Origin of the sequence: Haloarcula laminariae (genome assembly GCF_025457605.1) — an archaeon.
GTDB lineage: Archaea > Halobacteriota > Halobacteria > Halobacteriales > Haloarculaceae > Haloarcula > Haloarcula laminariae.
Genome location: NZ_JAMZFY010000001.1, coordinates 297,910 through 314,698, shown reverse-complemented (window position 1 = coordinate 314,698; position 16,789 = coordinate 297,910). Strand labels below are relative to the sequence as shown.

Sequence of the window (16,789 nt, the reverse complement as noted above, 5' to 3'; positions counted from 1 at the left end):
CCATGTTCCGACTCGACAGCCTCGAAGCCACAATTAAGCCCTTCGAGGTACTGACGGCCCAAATCAGTGTCTCGTCCGTTGCGGCGCTGTGGGCGCTCGCTCCGGGTGAATGGGTGAGTCTCCTTCCATCTCTCGGGCTCGCCTACGTCGTCCACTCGGTGCATACGCGAAAGAAGGAATCCGAGGCGTGGGTCGGGAACGGAGATATAGAGGGGGTACAAGATGAGTCTCCGTAGTCATAGTCATGCGCTCGGACGTGTCTGTCTCGCGCTGCTCATGGTGTCGTCTGTCGTGATTGGGACGACCGGGACGGCGGCTGCCGAGACTGTCTCGACGGACTGCGGCCTTGATGACGCGATTCGCGGATTCCACTCCGTAATTGACCCTGAGGTCGATTGTGGTGTTTATGACGACTCTGCCGAAGATCAGACTCGGTTAGATGCCTATGCATCTGCCCAAGCGATGGAACAGAGCCGCGAAACGTACTATACAACTCGAAATAACCTCCAACAAGACCTTAGAGGTATCCTCTGGTTGAAAGCACAGGTTGCCACTGCTGAAGCTCTAAATAATGGTGCCAATAAATCAGAGGCGAAATCAGCCTTTGATGACTCTGTCGAGAATTATACCACCCGCTTGATACGTAACGATTTGCGTCGTCACGAAGCCGCAATGGTTCAAATGGCTTATTTGAGTAACCAAACCGGCGGAACCGCCACTAGTCCCGGCCACAACGTCGATGCTTATTCGTCTCTCGCCTCTGCCACGTATCGGCTTCCTGACGGGAGCAATATCACGGTCAATACCACGGTAGCTCAAGGTGGGGACATGGCTCTCTTTACAGCTGAGGGCAGAGACCGCTACGGTATTGTTGCTCCCTTCGAGCCCGAGGACGGTAAAATCTACCTCCTCGAACACTCCTGGTCGGAAGGAACTGAGGACGATAATGCTGCACATGAGGCCCTATATGTTGGCCCGGAAAGCTATGACGGAGCATCTAATGATGGAGGAGTCGCTCCTTACAGCGATGAGAATACTTCGAAAGAGGAATTTGTGCCTGCTATTAGTATGGCAGATGTCGCTGACCAAACCGAATCCTGGATGCTTCTAGCAGATGATATAAAAGCTAACGGAGCCCAGTGGATTGATGGATTCTACTCCGAGTATCAAGCCGGAGATATATCAACTTCCGATATTGTCGGCCCTGCCGCTCTCGCTCAAGAAGCCTCTACCGACTATAATGAAACTGGATACTACAGCTTCGCTAACGCAGAATTGGCAGCTATCGGCCTAACCGGGCAACAGAACGTCTCTCACGTTGTCCAGACCGATTTGACAGTCCGCGAATATGACTCCGGTAACGACACCGGAGCGGGTGCGTCGTACAGTGAGACAACGTACAACGCCGAAATTGAGGGCACTCTATTCCTCAGTGGAGGCGACCTCTCAATAGTGACCGGAAACGAATACGACCCCGATAATCTCAATGGAGCCGTCTATATGACCGTAGCAAGTGCTGAGGATACCGATACCGGCGAGCCTATCGAGGGCATGGACAAAATGGTCCAAATCAAAGAGCCGTTTACCGTCACCGAAGCAACCAACACCCAAACCGGAGAATCGGTCTCTGTCACGTCGGCAGAAAATAAAGATTATTCCACGTCGAATCTAACCGAATTCAAGAACGAACTAGAACGTCTCAAGTCTCAACGCAAAGCCTTAGAGGAAGAACGGGCGAACCTAATCATAGACGGTGGTGGCGGAGACGGCCAGCAGACCCAGGGGGGTCTACTCGACGGCCTGCTCCCGTCGGGAGTGACTGACTGGTTCGAGACCGCGACCCGCGGCGCTCTCATCGGTCTTATCGCGCTCGCTGTGGTCGGTATCTGGCTGCTCGGTCAGATATTCGGGGGAGGACGATGACCGGACCGACGCGCCGGTCCGTGCTGTCCGCTGTCGGCGGTCTCGTCGGACTGAGTGGCGTTACGGGGGTAACAGCCGCACAGTCTGACGATGCTGTGACTATGACCGAGAACGGGACAGAGACGGAGAGCGGCACGACCTACGCCGCGCAACTCTCCCCGACGGTACGACTCGTCAGCGCCGAGATCGTTACCACGTCGAGCGAGACGACGGACGACGGGAACGACCAGCGGACAGCCACGATACAGCTCACCCTGGAGGCAGATACACCGTCGCTGGTGACGACCTCGGACGTGTTCGGGGCGGTGTCGTCGGCGGGAGGTAACGGTATCGTACAGGCGGAACAGACGGAGCGAACCATCCCATCGGGCACGTCGACGGCCGAGGTATCGGTCGGCGGGTTCAAGGGGGTGGTAGGTGTCGGTATCGGGGTTCCAAACGGGACGCCGACTATCGTGCGCCGGTCGCTCCCGTCGAGCGGTGAATCCGGCCCGTGGGAACCGACAGGCAGCGCCGCAGGGTGGGCGGGCGGTGTGTCGGTAACAACCGTGATGGGGATTCTGGCAGCGTATCGCGTCAAGAACAGCGACCCGGATGAACCGGAGACAGTCGAATAATGGACATGGACCCCGGCACTATCGTACCGACGTTTCAGAACAACAAGGACCGACTCGTCTACCTGCTAGCCGAGTACAAGATACCGCTGTCCGTGGTGGCACTGGCGGCCGGTGTGTGGGCGGCCGCTGTCCGGCCAGAACTCCCGACGCCGTCGGGACGACAGCTAACGTTTGCGACACTGTGGGGTGTGCTGGCCCTGCCGACCTTCTACGCGCAGAAACGGATAGCTGAATACCTCTATTCCCCGGACTGGGTGTATGTCGGTATCACCGACCCCGGCGACTCGGAGATTTACGATGTCCAGAAGGTCCCGCCAGAGCTGTGGGAGCGAAAGCAGGTGGTCGGATCGAACCCACTGCAACCCGACGACGGTGTCTGTGATTTCGTCGTCGTCCGGTACAACTACTACGAGGAGATAGACGAGCTGGAGGTTCGCGGAGTCGAGAAAGAGGATATGACGCCCGCCGAGGCTGTCCGGTACTCGTCGCGGGTTGACGAGTACTACGAACACCACCACGAGGTACGAGAAGCGTATGCGTCCCTGAAAGCGACCCTACAGCGGTTCACGACGCAGGTTCACGATGATACACTCATGCGGATAGCCGAGGAGCAGGAGGAGGCTCAGCTAGTCCCTGGAACGTCGCCTATCGACTTGATAGAGGAGATAGAGGAGGAAATCGGGGACCTACCAGACGGACCCGCCGGAGACCAGCCGGAACCCGAGCCTGTCCTAGGCGAGCAGTTCGGGGATTTAGACGCCGAGAGGATTCCCGAGCCCGTCGAGGAGCCAGCCGAACCACTGGCAAACGACGACTAAATTTTCTGTGACTATGACCAGAGAGCAAGATTCAGACGGATGGGCGTTCAGTGAGTCGAAGGACTGGAAAGACGGCCGACATCGGCGGGAGAATCGGTTTGTGTCGGACGAGGCAGGCGAGGTAACGGACACCCGAGCCCGCCGAACTCTCATGAAACTGCGAGCGGCGTACCGTCGCCAGTACCGACAGGGGCGGTTAGCGGACGACGCCCCGGCGAGTGTCGAGGACCTGAACCTGTATCACGACATCAGAGAGTACTACAGCAGTGAAGCCTTCGCCGACGCCGTCGAGGAGGGAGACGGCCAAGCACTGCGGTCCCACGTCGGTAGCCAGAACGACGAGGTAGACGTCTCTGGTTGGCACGACATAGAGACGGTTCGGGAGATAGCGACAGAGCAGCATCTACGCCTGTACGAGTTTGGAGAGCCCGGCACGGGGAAGACCTCTGCGGGGTGTCTCGTCGCCCGCCACTGGCTACAGGAGCGGCGAGAGGAGGGGCACACGGACGCCCGCGTGTTGACTAACATCCGCTCGCTGGCCGAGCAGGTAGACGCCTGTATCTACGTCGGAAGCTGGCCGGCGCTGCAAGCGCGGTTCGAGGAGAAGATGAGCGATGTTCTCGATGAGAACGTTACTCCGTTCCTGTTCCTCTTCGACGAGGCTTCGAGCCAAGCCAGTGGCGGGAAAGACGGCTACGAGGCGTCTACCAAGCTCGCTACTCTCGTCTACAAGATTCGGAAGTACGGCGGGGCACTCATCATAATCGGCCACGACGGGAAGGACGTTCACCCCTCGATTCGGCTACTGTGTACGGTTCTTGAGAAAGAATCGAAGAAACAAGCCCGGTTCTACAACACAGTGAAGAATCGGAAGGGTAAGGACCCTATCACGCCCGAAATCACGGGCTGGCCTGATTCGAAGTGGTCCCCCAACGACAAGGACCCCGCGCCGTGGAGTTGGTCGGACGACGCAAACGAGGAATCAGCCGATAGCGACGGCCACATAGCCAGAGAGGAGGCTTATCGGGAGATGGCGATCTGGACGGTAATCAACGAGAGAACTGGGAGCGGCCAACCGCTGTCGTTCGAGAAGATAGCCGACAGACGCCTCGATGGGCTCTTTAGCGCCGAGTGGTGCCGCCAGAGATGGAACGAGTACGACGGCGGCCAACACGGCGAGGTAGTTGGGAACGTGACGGAGGCAATTGGGTGACGGCGCGGCGATGGCCGAGTCCCAACCACCACGGACCCCCACTTGTGTATAGAGGAAGGACCGCAGGGACAGACGATAGTTTGGTATGACATGACTTGGCATAAACGGAGGCGATTGAGATATATCAATCGCGTGCGCGAAGTGTCGGGAGCAAAGCAACAGAATGTGAGACGACGAAAAAATGAAAAATCGCAGTAAGAAAGCGGCACGATACGGAAGCCGGGCAGAGAAAAAGATAGCCGAGGAGTACGGGCTCGAAATCGAGGGGACCCACGCCAGTTGGAAAGATGCCGAGTTTCAGAACGGTGTTCCGGTAGAAATCAAGTCCTGTATGGTTTCTACCGGCTATTTCCAGATATACAAAAAGTACCATCGGGTTCTACGCCAGAAGGGGGGATACTACGCTCTCGGTGTCTATCGGCCCCACGGGACGGGCATACGGCTACTCAAAACGCTACTGAAGCGACCCAGCGAACTGCCCCTCTCGACGTGGAGCCCGACAAATCACCAACAGCGCCAGAGCGAGAAAGCCCGACTGCAGATCGACGACGTGTTCTAGAGCTCCCGCTGGCCGGTTTCAAACGACAGACACCGAGAAACCCCACGCAGTCAAGACGCGGGGCCGGTGTCCGTACCTGAGGATATGTGAGTCGCTAGAAAAAGGTTCGGGGCGGGTTACTGACTTTCGTCGTCGGAGTTGGACAGACGCTCCTTGTGGGCTCCCTGAGACCACACATACAGAAGCGCCGCGACCGATACTAACCACTCCGGCGAGACAGTCATCGGTCTATCGCTCCCGTAACGACGCCCAAAGCAATAGCGAGCGCCGACACAGCACCTACTTCGGTATGCGTCCATCCGAGAGATGTTCGGAGCAGCGCGCCCGCGGCGATACCGCCACCGTAGTAGACTAAAGCGTCTGGGAGTTTCATCGGTCGCTTCCGTGTCGCTTCTGGTCTATGAGTTCGTCGCGGTCGAAGGCCCCGCAATCGTCGCAGTAGTAGTTTGTACTCCGCTCGTGGCCCTGCACCTGTCGGCCACACTCCGGACAGACGTACCGATAGGGCTCCTCAGAGTCCGGCTTACGGGCGTCGGCCGGGCTCACTCGGTCGTTCATTACAGCCCCTCCGAGTGGTCAGTCGCCGTGTCTCCAGAATGGTTGTTTCCCCCGTCAGCGACTGCTACCAAGGTCTGTTGTTCAGTGTGTCCAGCGTAAGCGTCCTCGATACTGTTGCGAACAGCTTCGGAGAGGCCACGCGGGATACAGGCACGGTCTGCAGAGGCGATATTCGCGGCCTGCGTCCCGGCGTCTGCCGACCGAGACGCCGAAACGTGGCAGTCTGCACCGCGTGAACAGCGTCGCGTGTCGAACCTGGGGATGTTATGGGCGAGATACGTCGGCTTCTGCCACTTCTTGCCGTACTGGCATTGGTGGACGATATCGACCTGCTCAGCGAAGGCGCGCAAGTAGTCGCCGGCCATCCCAGTCGGGTTCTCGATGACGTAGTAGTCCGGTGCGATAGTCTCAATGAGTTCGAAGGTCTTGAACAGGAGTTCAAGCGACGAACGAGCAGCCTCGCTGTCTGGAATCTCTCCGTCAATCCAGTTGTCCCCGACGTTCATCATCGTGAAGCCGCGGCAGTCTGGCCCAGCGAGAATAACGTCGTAGTCGGTGCCGATGTCCTCCCACGAAAGCGTCCGGATATCGGCTTGGATATCCTGCTGAATGTGAGACTCGACCGTCAGTGTCCGGAATCCCCAGTCATCGAGCCAGAGCTTTCGCTCGAAGACCTCCGAGAAATCGACTGCCGTCACCTGCCAGTTGGGATGGCCGCGAAACGCCTGACTCCAGCCGCCGAGACCAGCGTAGAGGTCGAGTACCTTTCGCTCAGTCCTGGTCATTTAGTCATCTACCTCCTCCTTTCGAGTGAGCGGATGGACAGCGATACGACCCCACTGAACAGCGACAAATGGTGTGTCTCCGAGGGGACGGAGTATCCCATCCTCAATAACTTCCTTTCCGGTGCTTGGGAACGTGCTTTCTGAGAGCTCGTCTTTCGCTTCCTCGATAGAGATGATTCGCTTCTGCTCACAGGCGAGGGAGAGATAGGCTCTCGACAGCTTGGGGTCCTGTGGGACGACGTAGGGAGTGTGTCCAGCGTCGGGCAGGTACTCGTCTAGCGCGTTCCGTACGAGGTCGCTCTTGTTCTCGCCGTGGTTCTCGATGTACTGCTCGGTTCGCTCTTGGAGTTCAGCGCTTTTTATCCGGGCTTCGACTCGATAGTTCGATTTGTGGCGGTCGTTACTCTCCGAGTCGCCGGGGAGTCGAGTCCCACTCATCTGTTAACCTCCGTGTCCGCAGATTGGCGGGGGTGTGCGGACGCACCTGAAACGGGGGTTGGGTCGCCCCGCATCCGGGGGTGTGAAAAGATGGGGTCATTTCGACTGGATGGTATGGTGGCGGACACCCCCCCGCTACTCTCCTCTGAGGGGTGTGGGGGGTTCCCCGTCATCGGTGTGCCTCCGCCGTTTCCGGAGCGTCAGCCAGAAGGTTCCCGACGGTACCGGGCGACCGTCCACTCTGGCGCGCGTACTCCCGAACGCCGAGGCTCCCGAGCCGGCAAGTCAGGAACGCATCGAGTACGGCGGGGGTGAGTTCGTCGTAGCGGGTCGGGTCGTCGTCGAGCTGGAGCCACGCCGGCGGGGTGGAGTACTCGCGGCCGGTGTTCAGGTGACTCACGACGATGCAGCCACGAATCCACTGCCACCAGAGCGAGGCGAGGTGAGCGCACCAGCCGTCGTGATAGCTGTGACCATGACAGTCGCAGTAGGCGACCAGTGTACGGCCCTGGAGCGCCCACAGACAGCGGTGCATCTCCTCGCCGTCGGAGAGGTTCACGATACGCTCGGCGTCGTTCACGGGACCACCGCGGTCGGCCTCGGTCTGTGCGCGCTTCCACGCCGTCGAAAGCGTCCAGTCGTCGGGCATGGACAGCGTCGGTGGTCCACCGATATGCTGGGGGAGATCGTCGCTCGGTGTCCAGGCACCACGAGTGACACCGCTCATGGCCGAACACCCCCGTTTTCCTTCGCAGAAGTCGGGGACAGCAGCGGGGCGAATCCCGCGGAGTAAATAATTCGCTCAGGATGACCCGTTCTTTTCGAACACGTTAGGGAGAAAGACGTGTCTGGTGGGTGTGAGCGTAGTGAATTTTGGACCTTCGAGACCGTCCGAAAACGCCATGGACTCGCCGGGATTTGAACCCGGGGCCTCTTCCTTGCGAAGGAAGCGATCTGCCACTGATCTACGAGCCCGCACGTGCCTCTCGAACGCGGGGTGATAAAAACCCTGCGCGTGAGGGCGCTCTTCGATAGCGATGCACACGGAGTGTGGAGTGTGTCCCGGCCAGCGATTCGGGTGCGGTTCGCGGAACCGGTAGTTCCGCTCCCGAGTCGCGAAGCTGGCGCTTCGCTCAGTCCTCGAGGACGATCTCGATGGAGACGTCGTTGGGCACCTGGATGCGCATCAGCTGGCGCAGGGCCCGTTCGTCGGCATCGATATCGATGAGCCGCTTGTGGACGCGCATCTCCCAGTGTTCCCACGTCGCGGTCCCCTCACCGTCGGGGGACTTGCGGGTAGGGACTTCGAGCGTCTTCGTGGGGAGCGGGACGGGACCGGACAGCTCGACCCCCGTCTTCTCGGCGATCTCCCGCACGTCGGCGCAGATGTTGTCGAGGTCCTCGGGGCTGGTGCCCGCGAGCCGAACGCGTGCCTGCTGGGACATGTGTTATCGCTCGTTGACGCTGAGGACTTTCCCAGCTGCGATGGTCTGACCCATGTCCCGGATTGCGAACGAGCCAAGCTCCGGGATCTCGGAGGACGGCTCGATGCTGAGGGGTTTCTGGGGTCGGACCGTCACGACGGCGGCGTCGCCGTTCTGGATGAAGTCCGGGTTCTCCTCGGCGACCTCGCCGGAGGAGGGGTCGATCTTCTTGTCGATGGACTCGACCGTACAGGCGACCTGTGCGGTGTGAGCGTGGAAGACCGGCGTGTAACCCTCGGTGATGACGGACGGGTGCTGCATCACGACGATCTGGGCCTGGAACGTCTCGGCGACCGACGGCGGGTCGTCGGCGGGGCCACAGACGTCGCCGCGGCGGATGTCGTCCTTGCCGACGCCACGGACGTTGAACCCGACGTTGTCACCGGGCTCGGCCTTGGGGACTTCCTCGTGGTGCATCTCGACAGTCTTGACCTCGCCGGCGACGTCCGAAGGCTGGAAGCTGACGTTGTCGCCGGTGTTGAGGATACCCGTCTCGACGCGGCCGACGGGGACGGTCCCGATGCCGGAGATGGTGTAGACGTCCTGGATCGGCAGTCGGAGCGGCGCGTCCGTCGGCGGCTCCGGGGCCGGCAGGTTGTTCAGTGCTTCGAGCAGGATGTCGCCGTCGTACCAGTCCGTGTTCTCGGACTCGGAGGCGATGTTGTCGCCCTCGAAGGCCGAGATGGGGATGAACGAGGCGTCCTCGGTGTCGAAGCGGACCTGGTTGAGCAGGTCCTTGACCTCTTCGACGACCTGCTTGTAGTCGGACTCGTTGTAGTCGACGAGGTCCATCTTGTTGACGCCGACGATGAGCTCGCCGATGCCGAGCGTTCGGGCCAGGAAGACGTGTTCCTGGGTCTGCGGCTGGACACCGTCGTCGGCGGCGACGACGAGGACAGCGTTGTCGGCCTGGCTCGCGCCCGTGATCATGTTCTTCACGAAGTCGCGGTGGCCGGGACAGTCGACGATGGTGAAGTCGTACTCGTCCGTGCTGAACTCCTGGTGGGCGATGTCGATGGTGACACCACGCTCTCGCTCTTCGGCGAGGTTGTCCATGACGTAGGCGAACTCGAAGCCGCCCTTGCCCTTCTCCTCGGCCTCTTCTTTGTGCTGTTCGATGACGTGCTCCGGTACCGATCCTGTCTCGTACAGGAGTCGGCCGACGAGCGTGCTCTTCCCGTGGTCGACGTGGCCGATGATGGCCAGGTTCTGGTGTTGTTCGTCGCTCATGTTGTTTCTCACGCGCAGGGGCGCTGTATCGGAGTCTTTAGCCGGTGGTTCATAAAACGATTTCGAAAGTGCTCGCCGGGGAGAGCGGCGCTGTCTGTCGATTTGAGAGAGCGTGTCGTGCGTGGCGGCCACACGGACCGCGCGGTTACAGCGGGCCTACCCCAGGTCGGGGAGCCGCTCGACGTCGGCGAGCACCGCGCTGGCCGTCTCGGGACCGCCCGCGCCCCGGCCGGAGATGTTGAGCCGGCCGGCGTGTTCGGTCTCCAGCTGGACGATATTCCGGGTGCCCGTGGGCGCAAGCGGCGCGTGTTCCGGGACGAGCCGCGGGCCGACCCGGACCTCGCCGTCGACGACTTCGGCGATGAGCCGCACCGTGCGCCCGTCCTCGGCGGCCAGCTCCAGCGCCGAGCCGTCGATGTCCTCGATGCCCTCGACGTCCGCGTCGGCGAGCGTGTACTCGGTCCCGTCGTCGGAGAGGACGTTCGCGACGATGACGCCCTTGAGCGCGGCGTCGGTGCCGTCGACGTCGAACGTCGGGTCGGCCTCGGCGACGCCGAGGTCCTGGGCCTCCGCGAGGACGTGCTCGTAGCCGAGCCCTTCCGCGCCCATCCGCGAGAGGATGAAGTTCGCGGTGCCGTTGAGCACGCCCCGCACTGCGGTGATGTGTTCCGGGTCGAAGTCGTCGATGGTCGACAGCACCGGCATGGCGCCGCCGACGGTGGCCTCGAACAGCACCGAGCCGGCGCTGTCCCGTTCCAGCGCGCGCACGTCGGCGTAGCGCTCGGCCACGGGGCCCTTGTTGGCGAGGACGACGTGGCGGTCCCGTTCCAGCGCGGCCTCGACGTGGCCGAAGCCGGGCTGGGCGTCGCCGAGCGTCGTCGGCGTCGCCTCGACGAGGACGTCATAGGCGCTCTCTAGCGCGGCCGCGGGGTCGTCGTCGCCGACGATACCGTCGGTCTGCTTGCGCTCGAAGGCGGCCTCGACGTCGATGCCGTCGGGGTCGACGGCCGCACTCTGTGAGTCGGCGTAGGCGGTAACGGTGTGCCCGTAGTCCGCGGCGAGCTCCGCGACGGAGGAGCCGACGGCGCCGGCGCCGACGACTGCGAGTCTCATAGGTCACCTCCGGGGCCGAGCGGTTCGATGACGCGCAGGTCCTTGTCCCGGGCGACCTCGCGGACGGTGTCGATGACGCCCTGGGCGGCGTCCTGTTCGGTCGCCAGCCGGATGCGGGCGCTGGAGGCGTCCTCGGTGCCCTCCGGGGCCGACAGCGAGAGGTCGGTCACCGTCGCGTTGGTCGCGTCCTGGATGCGCGAGACGGTGTCGGAGAGGTCGGTGTTGATGAGGTGGCCCGAAAGGACGACCGTCATGGCCTCGCTGTACCGCTCCGCGCCGGCCTGGATGACGTTGACGCCGGCCTCGCGAAGCGCCTCGACGATGCCCTCGAAGCGCTCGGGGGTCGCCTCCAGGTCGACCTCGACCGGGATGTGGCCCCGCGGGGTGAGATTCCCCCGTTCGTGGAAGATAGAGAGGAGGTTGCCGCCGTTGCTGGCGATGGGTTCGAGCGCGTCCAACAGCGCGCCCGGTTCGTCGACGAGTTCGAGCCGTACTGTGTAGGCCCGAACCTCGTCGGTCGAGTCGCTCATCGCCCGCTCACCTCCTGTCGCATCTTGGCTCTCATTATCGGTGACTCAAAGCGGGTAGCTATAAGAATCCCGCCGTTTCGGATGGCAGCGCCCGCGGACAACCCGCCGGGAGGACCGCTCACCGCTACTGTCGGTTGTCAGTACGTGGAGAGACGCCGCCGAGGGGCGAATCGTCTGTGCTGGTACAGCTTCCCGTTTAAGCAGTACACATTTACCGTCGGCTCGACATTGTGGAGCAGAAACAGATGGTCGCAGGGGACGGGATATCGAAGCGAGCGCTACTCCTCGCGGCTGGTGTCGGCGCTGCCGTCGTCGCCGGGGTAGTCCTGCTGTCCGGCGGGTCGGCGCCGACGGGCGCCATCGACCGGGTGCCGGCGGGCGCGGACACCGTCGTCCGACTCGACCTGACCGTCACTGGCGACCGCCTCAAACAGCTCTCGGCGGTGGTACAGGGCGCCCCGCTTGCCGGGTCGGCCAACACCACCGCGGCCTTCGAAAACGAGACGGGCATCGACCCCGGCCCGGCCCGCGAGGTGGTCGTCTTCAGCGACAACCGGTCGGCCGAGGAATCGGCCTATCGCGGGCTCGTCCTCCGAACGAACGCCGGGACCGACACTGCCGTCGCGGGGATACGAGACGCCACGAACGGTTCCTACCGGTCGACGACGTACAACGGTCGAACTATCTACGTCCCCGCGAACGCCTCCGACCGCTACGTCGGGGTGCTGGGCGAGGGCGAACTGGTCGTCGGCACCCAGGCGGCAGTGCGGGACACCATCGACGTAAGTCAGGGCGACGCCGACCGCGTCGACGGCCCGCTCCGGCAGGCCTACGGGACCACGGGCAACGGGACGGTCCGCTTCGCCACGACGGCGCCCGGCCAGTGGGTGCCCGGCGGCAGCAGCTTCCTCGACACCGAGGCCTACCGGCAGCTCGACACCGCCTCGGGGACCTACTACATCGACGGCGGGTCGGCCGTCCTGACGGCCCGGCTCGGGGCGTCAAGCACCGCGGACGCGCAGACGGTCGCACAAGCGACCGAAGGCGCGACGGTCATCGGCCAGCGGACCATCGAGAACGAGAGCGCCGCGGCGGCCCTGGAGTCGGTGAACGTGAGCCGCGAGGGCGAGACGGTGACGGTCCGCTACGAACAACCGCTCGGCGCGTTCCAGCGGGCCGTGCGCTATCTGTACGGGGAGCTGTAGATGTCGCTGCGCTCGCTCTTGTACAAGGAGCTTCGCTGGCTGCGACACAACGCCGGCACGGTCGTCCTCGTGCTGGTGGTCCTCCCGGCTATCGTGGCCGCCGGGACGGTCGCGTTCCAGCAGGTCATTCCCCGCGATACCCCGGTCGCGCTGGTCCCCGCAGACGAGAGCGTCACCGAGGACGACATGACGGCGATGCGGGGCGTGACGACCTTCTTCGCGGAGCCACACAGCTACGGGGTCGACGAGCGCGAGCAGGCCATGCGCGCGCTCACCCGCGAGGAGGTCTATGCGGTGTTCGTCGTCCCGCCCGACCTCCTCGAAGCGGACGCCGACGTCACCGTCGAGATGTACGTCGAGGAGGAGATGGTCCCATACGAGCAGCCCTCGCTGGCTATCGCGGGTATCCTCCGCGTCCAGGCCGGGCAGGTGTTGCCGGCCGACGTCGCCGTCGAGCGCACCGCTGTCGGCGAGGACCGAACGCTCTCGGAGTTCCTCGTCAGCGTCGGCGCGATGCTCGTGACCATGCTCTTTGCCTTCGCGTACGTCCCCTACGTGGTCGCCGACGAGCAGCGGGTGTTCCGGCGCATCCGCGTCGAGTCGTCGCTGTGGCAGCTGCTCGCCAGCAAGTTCGTCGTGCTCACGCCGCTACTGCTCGTGCCGGTGGCCACCTTCCAGGCCATCGCGTGGTATCTGGAGTTCTCCGTCGACCTCGTAGCCCCCGGCGCCGTCGGCGTCACGCTGCTCACGTTCGTCTATCTCACCGCCATCAGCCTCGGCGTGATGTTCCTGACGCGGTTCCGGACCGTCGGCCGGATGGTGAACGTCACCCTCATGTTCGTGGGGCTGGCGTTCTCGAACCTCGTCTATCCGGCGGGCTTTTTCTCGCCGCTGCGCCGGGAGATAGCAAAGGCCAGCCCGCTCCACTACTCGATGGTCGTCCAGCGGGGCGCCGCGCTGAAGGGACAGGGGGTCGGGACCTACGCCGATTACCTCCTGGGACTGGGCGGCGTTACCGCGCTGTCCCTGCTGTTCCTGACCGCGACGGTCGTCTACTACGACCGGGGAGGCTACCGTGGCTGAGCCGATTCGCTTCGAGGGGGTCAGCAAGTCCTACGGGGACGTGGTCGCCCTCGACTCGGTCGACCTCGAACTCCGGCCCGGCGAGATACACTGCCTGGTCGGCCCAAACGGCAGCGGGAAGACGACCCTTCTCGACCTCCTGCTGGGGCTGACCCGCCCGACCAGCGGCACCGTCACCGTGCCCGACGTGTCGCTGGGCTGTAGCTTCCAGTCCCCGACGTTCTATCCGGGGCTGACGGTGACCGAGAACCTCGACGTGTTCGCTCGCCTGTCGGGCTGCCCCGACGAGGCGTGGCGCGAGCGGCTGCGTGACGTGTTCGGGCTCGACCGGGTCGGCGGACAGGTCGCCGGGACGCTGTCGGGCGGGTGGCAGAAGAAGCTCGACCTCGCACTGGGCTTTCTGAAACGGCCCACCTATCTCCTGCTGGACGAGCCGTTCAGCGAACTCGACGACGCCTCCAAACGCCGGCTGCTGGACTTTCTGTCGGAGTTTTGCACCGAGGACCGGACCGCCCTCGTCGTCACCCACCACGTCAGGCAGTTCGAGGGCGCCGTCGACCGCCTGACCGTCTTCGACGGCGGGGAGATACGGTACGACGGTGGCGTCGGCCCCGACGAACGCGCCCGCGACCGGTATCTAGACGCGCTCGGTCTGGACTGACATCAGCGCCGCGACGACAGGGCTGACAGACTGTGGGCGTCGCCAGAACAGCGTCCCGGCTGGACGCGGGTGAGTCGACGTTTCGCGAACGGCAATCAGTGCCGGAGAGAAGTCACGAAGAGAGAACCGTTCCGCGCCGAAAGCGGAACGCGAATCGTCACCGGGGATTCGCGCCCGAAAGCGGACTTAGAAGTAGTCGATAGCCGCGGGCAGCTCCGTCTTCATGCCCTTTCGCGTTCGGATCTCGGTGATCTTGTCCGGCTGGAGGTTGTCGGCCATGACCTGGAAACCGGCGTTCTCGGTGTTCCAGGAGGCACGCCCCTCGGTCGCCGAGCGGATGTCGCTGGAGAAGCCGATCATCTCGTCGACCGGCGCGACGCCTTCGACGACCATCAGGTCGCCTTCCTGGTACATGTCGTCGACGCGGCCACGGCGGCCCTGAATCTCGCCGCTCGCGGCGCCCATGTGGTCGTTGGGCACGTCGATGCGGACCTCCTGAATCGGCTCCAGGAGCTTGATGTCGGCGTCGATGAGGGCGTTGTGAACGGCCTCGCGCACTGCGGGGATGACCTGTGCCGGACCGCGGTGGATGGCGTCCTCGTGGAGCCGGGCGTCGTGGAGACGCAGCAGCGACCCCTGGACGGGCTCGGCGGCCAGCGGGCCGTCGTCGAGGGCCTCTTCGAGCCCCTCGATGACGAGCTCCATCGTCTCGTTGAGGTGCTGGATACCCTTCGTCTCGTCGAGCAGGATGTTCGTCCCGTGGATGTGCTCGATGTTCTGGGAGTCGTCCTTGTCCATGCCGGCCTCTTGGAGGGCTTCACGGCGCTCCAGTTCGGGCATGTCCATCGACGCTTCGCCCATCTTGATGGTCTCGACGATGTCGTCGCTGAGCGGCTCGACGGTGATGTAGAACCGGTTGTGGTTGTTCGGCGAGCGCCCCTCGACCTCGCGGGAGCTGGACTGGGGAGCCTCGCGGTAGACGACGATGGGTTCCCCGGTGTTGATGGGGATGCCCTGGTTGCGCTCGATGCGCTGGCCGATGACCTCCAGGTGGAGCTCACCCTGCCCGGAGATGAGGTGTTCGCCGGTGTCCTCGTTGATCTCGATCTGGATGGTCGGGTCCTCCTTGGCGACCTGCTGGAGCGTCTGGATGAGCTTCGGCAGGTCGTCCATGTTCTGGGCCTCGACGGACTTCGTGATGACGGGCTCGGAGATGTGTTCGATGGACTCGAAGGGAGTCATCTCGACCGAGGAGACCGTCGAGCCGGCGATGGCGTCCTTGAGGCCGGTGACGGCGGCGATGTTCCCGGCCGGGACTTCCTCGACCTCCTCGCGCTCGCCACCCATGTAGATGCCGACGCTCTGGATGCGGTTCTTGCCCGCGGTCCCGGAGACGTACAGCTCCTGGCCTTTCTCCAGGGTACCGGAGAAGACACGACCGGCGGCGATCTCGCCGGCGTGGGGGTCGACGCCGATGTCGGTGACCATCAGGACGACTTCGCCGTCCTCGTTGACCAGACGCATGTCGTCGGCGAGTTCGGACTCCTCGTCGCCACGCCAGATGCGCGGGATACGCATCGGCTGGGCGTCGACGGGGTTCGGGAAGTGCTCACAGACCATGTCGAGAACGACGTCCGACAGCGGGGAGCGCTCGTGGAGCTCCTGGCGCTTGTCGGCGCGTTCCAGTTCCATGATCTCCCCGAAGTCGATACCGGTGCGCTGCATCGACGGCATCGAGACGCCCCACTTGTACAGCGCGGAGCCGAAGCCGACGGTGCCCTCCTCGACGGAGACCGTCCAGTCCTCGATGTCGTCCATCTCCTCGGTCATCCCGCGGATGAGCTCGTTGACGTCGTCGATGACGTTGAGGAGCCGGTTCTGCATCTCCTCGGGCCCCTCCTGGAGCTCGGAGATGAGGCGGTCGACCTTGTTGATGAACAGCGTCGGCTTGACGCCCTCGCGCAGGGCCTGCCGGAGCACCGTCTCGGTCTGGGGCATCGCGCCCTCGACGGCGTCGACCACCACGAGCGCGCCGTCAACGGCGCGCATCGCGCGGGTCACGTCCCCACCGAAGTCGACGTGGCCCGGCGTGTCGATGAGGTTGATGAGGTGGTTCTTGTCCTCGTACTCGTGGGTCATCGAGACGTTGGCCGCGTCGATGGTGATCCCACGTTCCTGCTCGTCTTCCTCCGTGTCCATCGCGAGCTGTTCGCCCGCGGTGTCGTCGGAGATCATACCTGCCCCAGCGAGCAGGTTGTCCGTAAGCGTCGTCTTGCCGTGGTCGACGTGAGCGGCGATGGCGATGTTCCGGATGTGCTCCGGGTCGCTCATCAGTGTCTCACATTCTTCTACGATCTTTTTGCGTCGGCCCATTATACAGAATCGTATCAACAGCAGGGTCAAAAGGATAGTGTTTCCACGTGAGCGTCTCGGAGAGACGAGAACGTGGAAGCTCGGCAGGGAGCGAGCCTGTCGAGCGGACTGCCGGCGTTTCCACGCGAGGGTGGCAGTGCCACCCGAACGAGGGGAACTCGGCGGAGAACGACCCCAGTGAGGTGACTGCCGGCGTTTC

Annotated in this window: 18 protein-coding genes and 1 tRNA gene; 9 read left to right on the top strand and 10 right to left on the bottom strand. The window is 63.2% G+C overall.

The annotated features are described in order from the left end of the window. Positions 1-2 precede the first annotated feature (2 nt). The 6 genes from NJQ98_RS01630 (at position 3) to NJQ98_RS01605 (ending at position 5,130) form a co-directional block, all read left to right on the top strand. Positions 3-236 (top strand): hypothetical protein, encoded by a 234-nt coding sequence (locus tag NJQ98_RS01630; protein ID WP_262174993.1) that lies wholly within the window; start codon positions 3-5, stop codon positions 234-236. Next, positions 223-1,923, top strand: a complete 1,701-nt coding sequence (locus NJQ98_RS01625; RefSeq protein WP_262174991.1) for an Env/VP5 family phage fusion protein — start codon at positions 223-225, stop codon at positions 1,921-1,923. The genes NJQ98_RS01630 and NJQ98_RS01625 overlap by 14 nt, the downstream gene beginning before the upstream one ends. Continuing rightward, positions 1,920-2,540: a DUF8063 family protein gene (locus NJQ98_RS01620; protein WP_489146070.1), complete on the top strand. Its 621-nt coding sequence runs from the start codon at positions 1,920-1,922 to the stop codon at positions 2,538-2,540. The genes NJQ98_RS01625 and NJQ98_RS01620 overlap by 4 nt, the downstream gene beginning before the upstream one ends. Beyond that, a complete protein-coding gene (locus tag NJQ98_RS01615) occupies positions 2,540-3,358 on the top strand; it encodes a hypothetical protein (protein ID WP_262174988.1) in 819 nt (272 codons plus the stop codon). The genes NJQ98_RS01620 and NJQ98_RS01615 overlap by 1 nt, the downstream gene beginning before the upstream one ends. A 100-nt stretch (positions 3,359-3,458) precedes the next feature. Then, positions 3,459-4,571: a hypothetical protein gene (locus NJQ98_RS01610; RefSeq protein WP_262174987.1), complete on the top strand. Its 1,113-nt coding sequence runs from the start codon at positions 3,459-3,461 to the stop codon at positions 4,569-4,571. 181 nt (positions 4,572-4,752) lie between these two features. After that, a complete protein-coding gene (locus NJQ98_RS01605; protein WP_262174984.1) occupies positions 4,753-5,130 on the top strand; it encodes a PD-(D/E)XK family putative nuclease in 378 nt (125 codons plus the stop codon). Between the two features lie 369 nt (positions 5,131-5,499). On the opposite strand, the gene NJQ98_RS01600 is transcribed toward NJQ98_RS01605, so the two are convergent. The 9 genes from NJQ98_RS01600 to NJQ98_RS01560 form a co-directional block, all read right to left on the bottom strand. Beyond that, positions 5,500-5,688: a hypothetical protein gene (locus NJQ98_RS01600; RefSeq protein ID WP_262174981.1), complete on the bottom strand. Its 189-nt coding sequence runs from the start codon at positions 5,686-5,688 to the stop codon at positions 5,500-5,502. Then, positions 5,688-6,473, bottom strand: coding sequence for a DNA cytosine methyltransferase (locus NJQ98_RS01595; RefSeq protein ID WP_262174979.1), 786 nt, complete (start codon positions 6,471-6,473; stop codon positions 5,688-5,690). The genes NJQ98_RS01600 and NJQ98_RS01595 overlap by 1 nt, the downstream gene beginning before the upstream one ends. After that, positions 6,474-6,911: a hypothetical protein gene (locus NJQ98_RS01590; protein ID WP_262174976.1), complete on the bottom strand. Its 438-nt coding sequence runs from the start codon at positions 6,909-6,911 to the stop codon at positions 6,474-6,476. 169 nt (positions 6,912-7,080) lie between these two features. Further along, on the bottom strand, positions 7,081-7,638 hold the full coding sequence (locus NJQ98_RS01585; protein WP_262174974.1) for an SWIM zinc finger family protein: 558 nt from the start codon (positions 7,636-7,638) through the stop codon (positions 7,081-7,083). 176 nt (positions 7,639-7,814) lie between these two features. Further along, positions 7,815-7,886 (bottom strand) — tRNA-Ala (locus NJQ98_RS01580). A 158-nt stretch (positions 7,887-8,044) separates the two neighbouring features. Then, positions 8,045-8,356 (bottom strand): 30S ribosomal protein S10, encoded by a 312-nt coding sequence (rpsJ, locus tag NJQ98_RS01575; protein ID WP_262174971.1) that lies wholly within the window; start codon positions 8,354-8,356, stop codon positions 8,045-8,047. Positions 8,357-8,359: 3 nt separating this feature from the next. Then, the gene (gene tuf / locus NJQ98_RS01570; RefSeq protein WP_262174969.1) at positions 8,360-9,625 is read right to left on the bottom strand and encodes a translation elongation factor EF-1 subunit alpha; all 1,266 of its coding nucleotides are present in this window, start codon (positions 9,623-9,625) and stop codon (positions 8,360-8,362) included. Positions 9,626-9,781: 156 nt separating this feature from the next. Further along, positions 9,782-10,738: a homoserine dehydrogenase gene (locus NJQ98_RS01565; protein ID WP_262174967.1), complete on the bottom strand. Its 957-nt coding sequence runs from the start codon at positions 10,736-10,738 to the stop codon at positions 9,782-9,784. Continuing rightward, complete coding sequence (locus tag NJQ98_RS01560; RefSeq protein WP_262174964.1) at positions 10,735-11,268, bottom strand: amino acid-binding protein; 534 nt, start codon at positions 11,266-11,268, stop codon at positions 10,735-10,737. The genes NJQ98_RS01565 and NJQ98_RS01560 overlap by 4 nt, the downstream gene beginning before the upstream one ends. A gap of 245 nt (positions 11,269-11,513) precedes the next feature. Here NJQ98_RS01560 and NJQ98_RS01555 point away from each other — a divergent pair, with 245 nt between their 5' ends. Genes NJQ98_RS01555 through NJQ98_RS01545 form a run of 3 tightly spaced genes read left to right on the top strand, consistent with a single transcriptional unit; the run spans position 11,514 to position 14,217 of the window. Then, complete coding sequence (locus NJQ98_RS01555) at positions 11,514-12,473, top strand: hypothetical protein (protein WP_262174961.1); 960 nt, start codon at positions 11,514-11,516, stop codon at positions 12,471-12,473. Continuing rightward, positions 12,474-13,556, top strand: coding sequence for an ABC transporter permease (locus NJQ98_RS01550; RefSeq protein ID WP_262174959.1), 1,083 nt, complete (start codon positions 12,474-12,476; stop codon positions 13,554-13,556). After that, entirely contained in the window at positions 13,549-14,217 is a 669-nt protein-coding gene (locus NJQ98_RS01545) for an ABC transporter ATP-binding protein (RefSeq protein ID WP_262174957.1), read from the top strand. Before NJQ98_RS01550 ends, NJQ98_RS01545 begins: the two co-directional genes overlap by 8 nt. Before the next feature lie 186 nt (positions 14,218-14,403). On the opposite strand, the gene NJQ98_RS01540 is transcribed toward NJQ98_RS01545, so the two are convergent. Continuing rightward, a complete protein-coding gene (locus NJQ98_RS01540; RefSeq protein ID WP_262174955.1) occupies positions 14,404-16,590 on the bottom strand; it encodes an elongation factor EF-2 in 2,187 nt (728 codons plus the stop codon). Positions 16,591-16,789 lie beyond the last annotated feature (199 nt).

Bases quoted from the DNA above. Each gene is read 5' to 3' on its own strand.
- NJQ98_RS01625 (WP_262174991.1), top strand. From the start codon at position 223: ATGAGTCTCCGTAGTCATAGTCATGCGCTCGGACGTGTCTGTCTCGCG.
- NJQ98_RS01595 (WP_262174979.1), bottom strand. From the start codon at position 6,473: ATGACCAGGACTGAGCGAAAGGTACTCGACCTCTACGCTGGTCTCGGC.
- NJQ98_RS01600 (WP_262174981.1), bottom strand. From the start codon at position 5,688: ATGAACGACCGAGTGAGCCCGGCCGACGCCCGTAAGCCGGACTCTGAG.
- NJQ98_RS01590 (WP_262174976.1), bottom strand. From the start codon at position 6,911: ATGAGTGGGACTCGACTCCCCGGCGACTCGGAGAGTAACGACCGCCAC.
- NJQ98_RS01560 (WP_262174964.1), bottom strand. From the start codon at position 11,268: ATGAGCGACTCGACCGACGAGGTTCGGGCCTACACAGTACGGCTCGAA.
- rpsJ (WP_262174971.1), bottom strand. From the start codon at position 8,356: ATGTCCCAGCAGGCACGCGTTCGGCTCGCGGGCACCAGCCCCGAGGAC.
- NJQ98_RS01565 (WP_262174967.1), bottom strand. From the start codon at position 10,738: ATGAGACTCGCAGTCGTCGGCGCCGGCGCCGTCGGCTCCTCCGTCGCG.
- NJQ98_RS01585 (WP_262174974.1), bottom strand. From the start codon at position 7,638: ATGAGCGGTGTCACTCGTGGTGCCTGGACACCGAGCGACGATCTCCCC.
- NJQ98_RS01555 (WP_262174961.1), top strand. From the start codon at position 11,514: ATGGTCGCAGGGGACGGGATATCGAAGCGAGCGCTACTCCTCGCGGCT.
- NJQ98_RS01630 (WP_262174993.1), top strand. From the start codon at position 3: ATGTTCCGACTCGACAGCCTCGAAGCCACAATTAAGCCCTTCGAGGTA.
- NJQ98_RS01550 (WP_262174959.1), top strand. From the start codon at position 12,474: ATGTCGCTGCGCTCGCTCTTGTACAAGGAGCTTCGCTGGCTGCGACAC.
- NJQ98_RS01615 (WP_262174988.1), top strand. From the start codon at position 2,540: ATGGACATGGACCCCGGCACTATCGTACCGACGTTTCAGAACAACAAG.
- NJQ98_RS01620 (WP_489146070.1), top strand. From the start codon at position 1,920: ATGACCGGACCGACGCGCCGGTCCGTGCTGTCCGCTGTCGGCGGTCTC.
- tuf (WP_262174969.1), bottom strand. From the start codon at position 9,625: ATGAGCGACGAACAACACCAGAACCTGGCCATCATCGGCCACGTCGAC.
- NJQ98_RS01605 (WP_262174984.1), top strand. From the start codon at position 4,753: ATGAAAAATCGCAGTAAGAAAGCGGCACGATACGGAAGCCGGGCAGAG.
- NJQ98_RS01540 (WP_262174955.1), bottom strand. From the start codon at position 16,590: ATGGGCCGACGCAAAAAGATCGTAGAAGAATGTGAGACACTGATGAGC.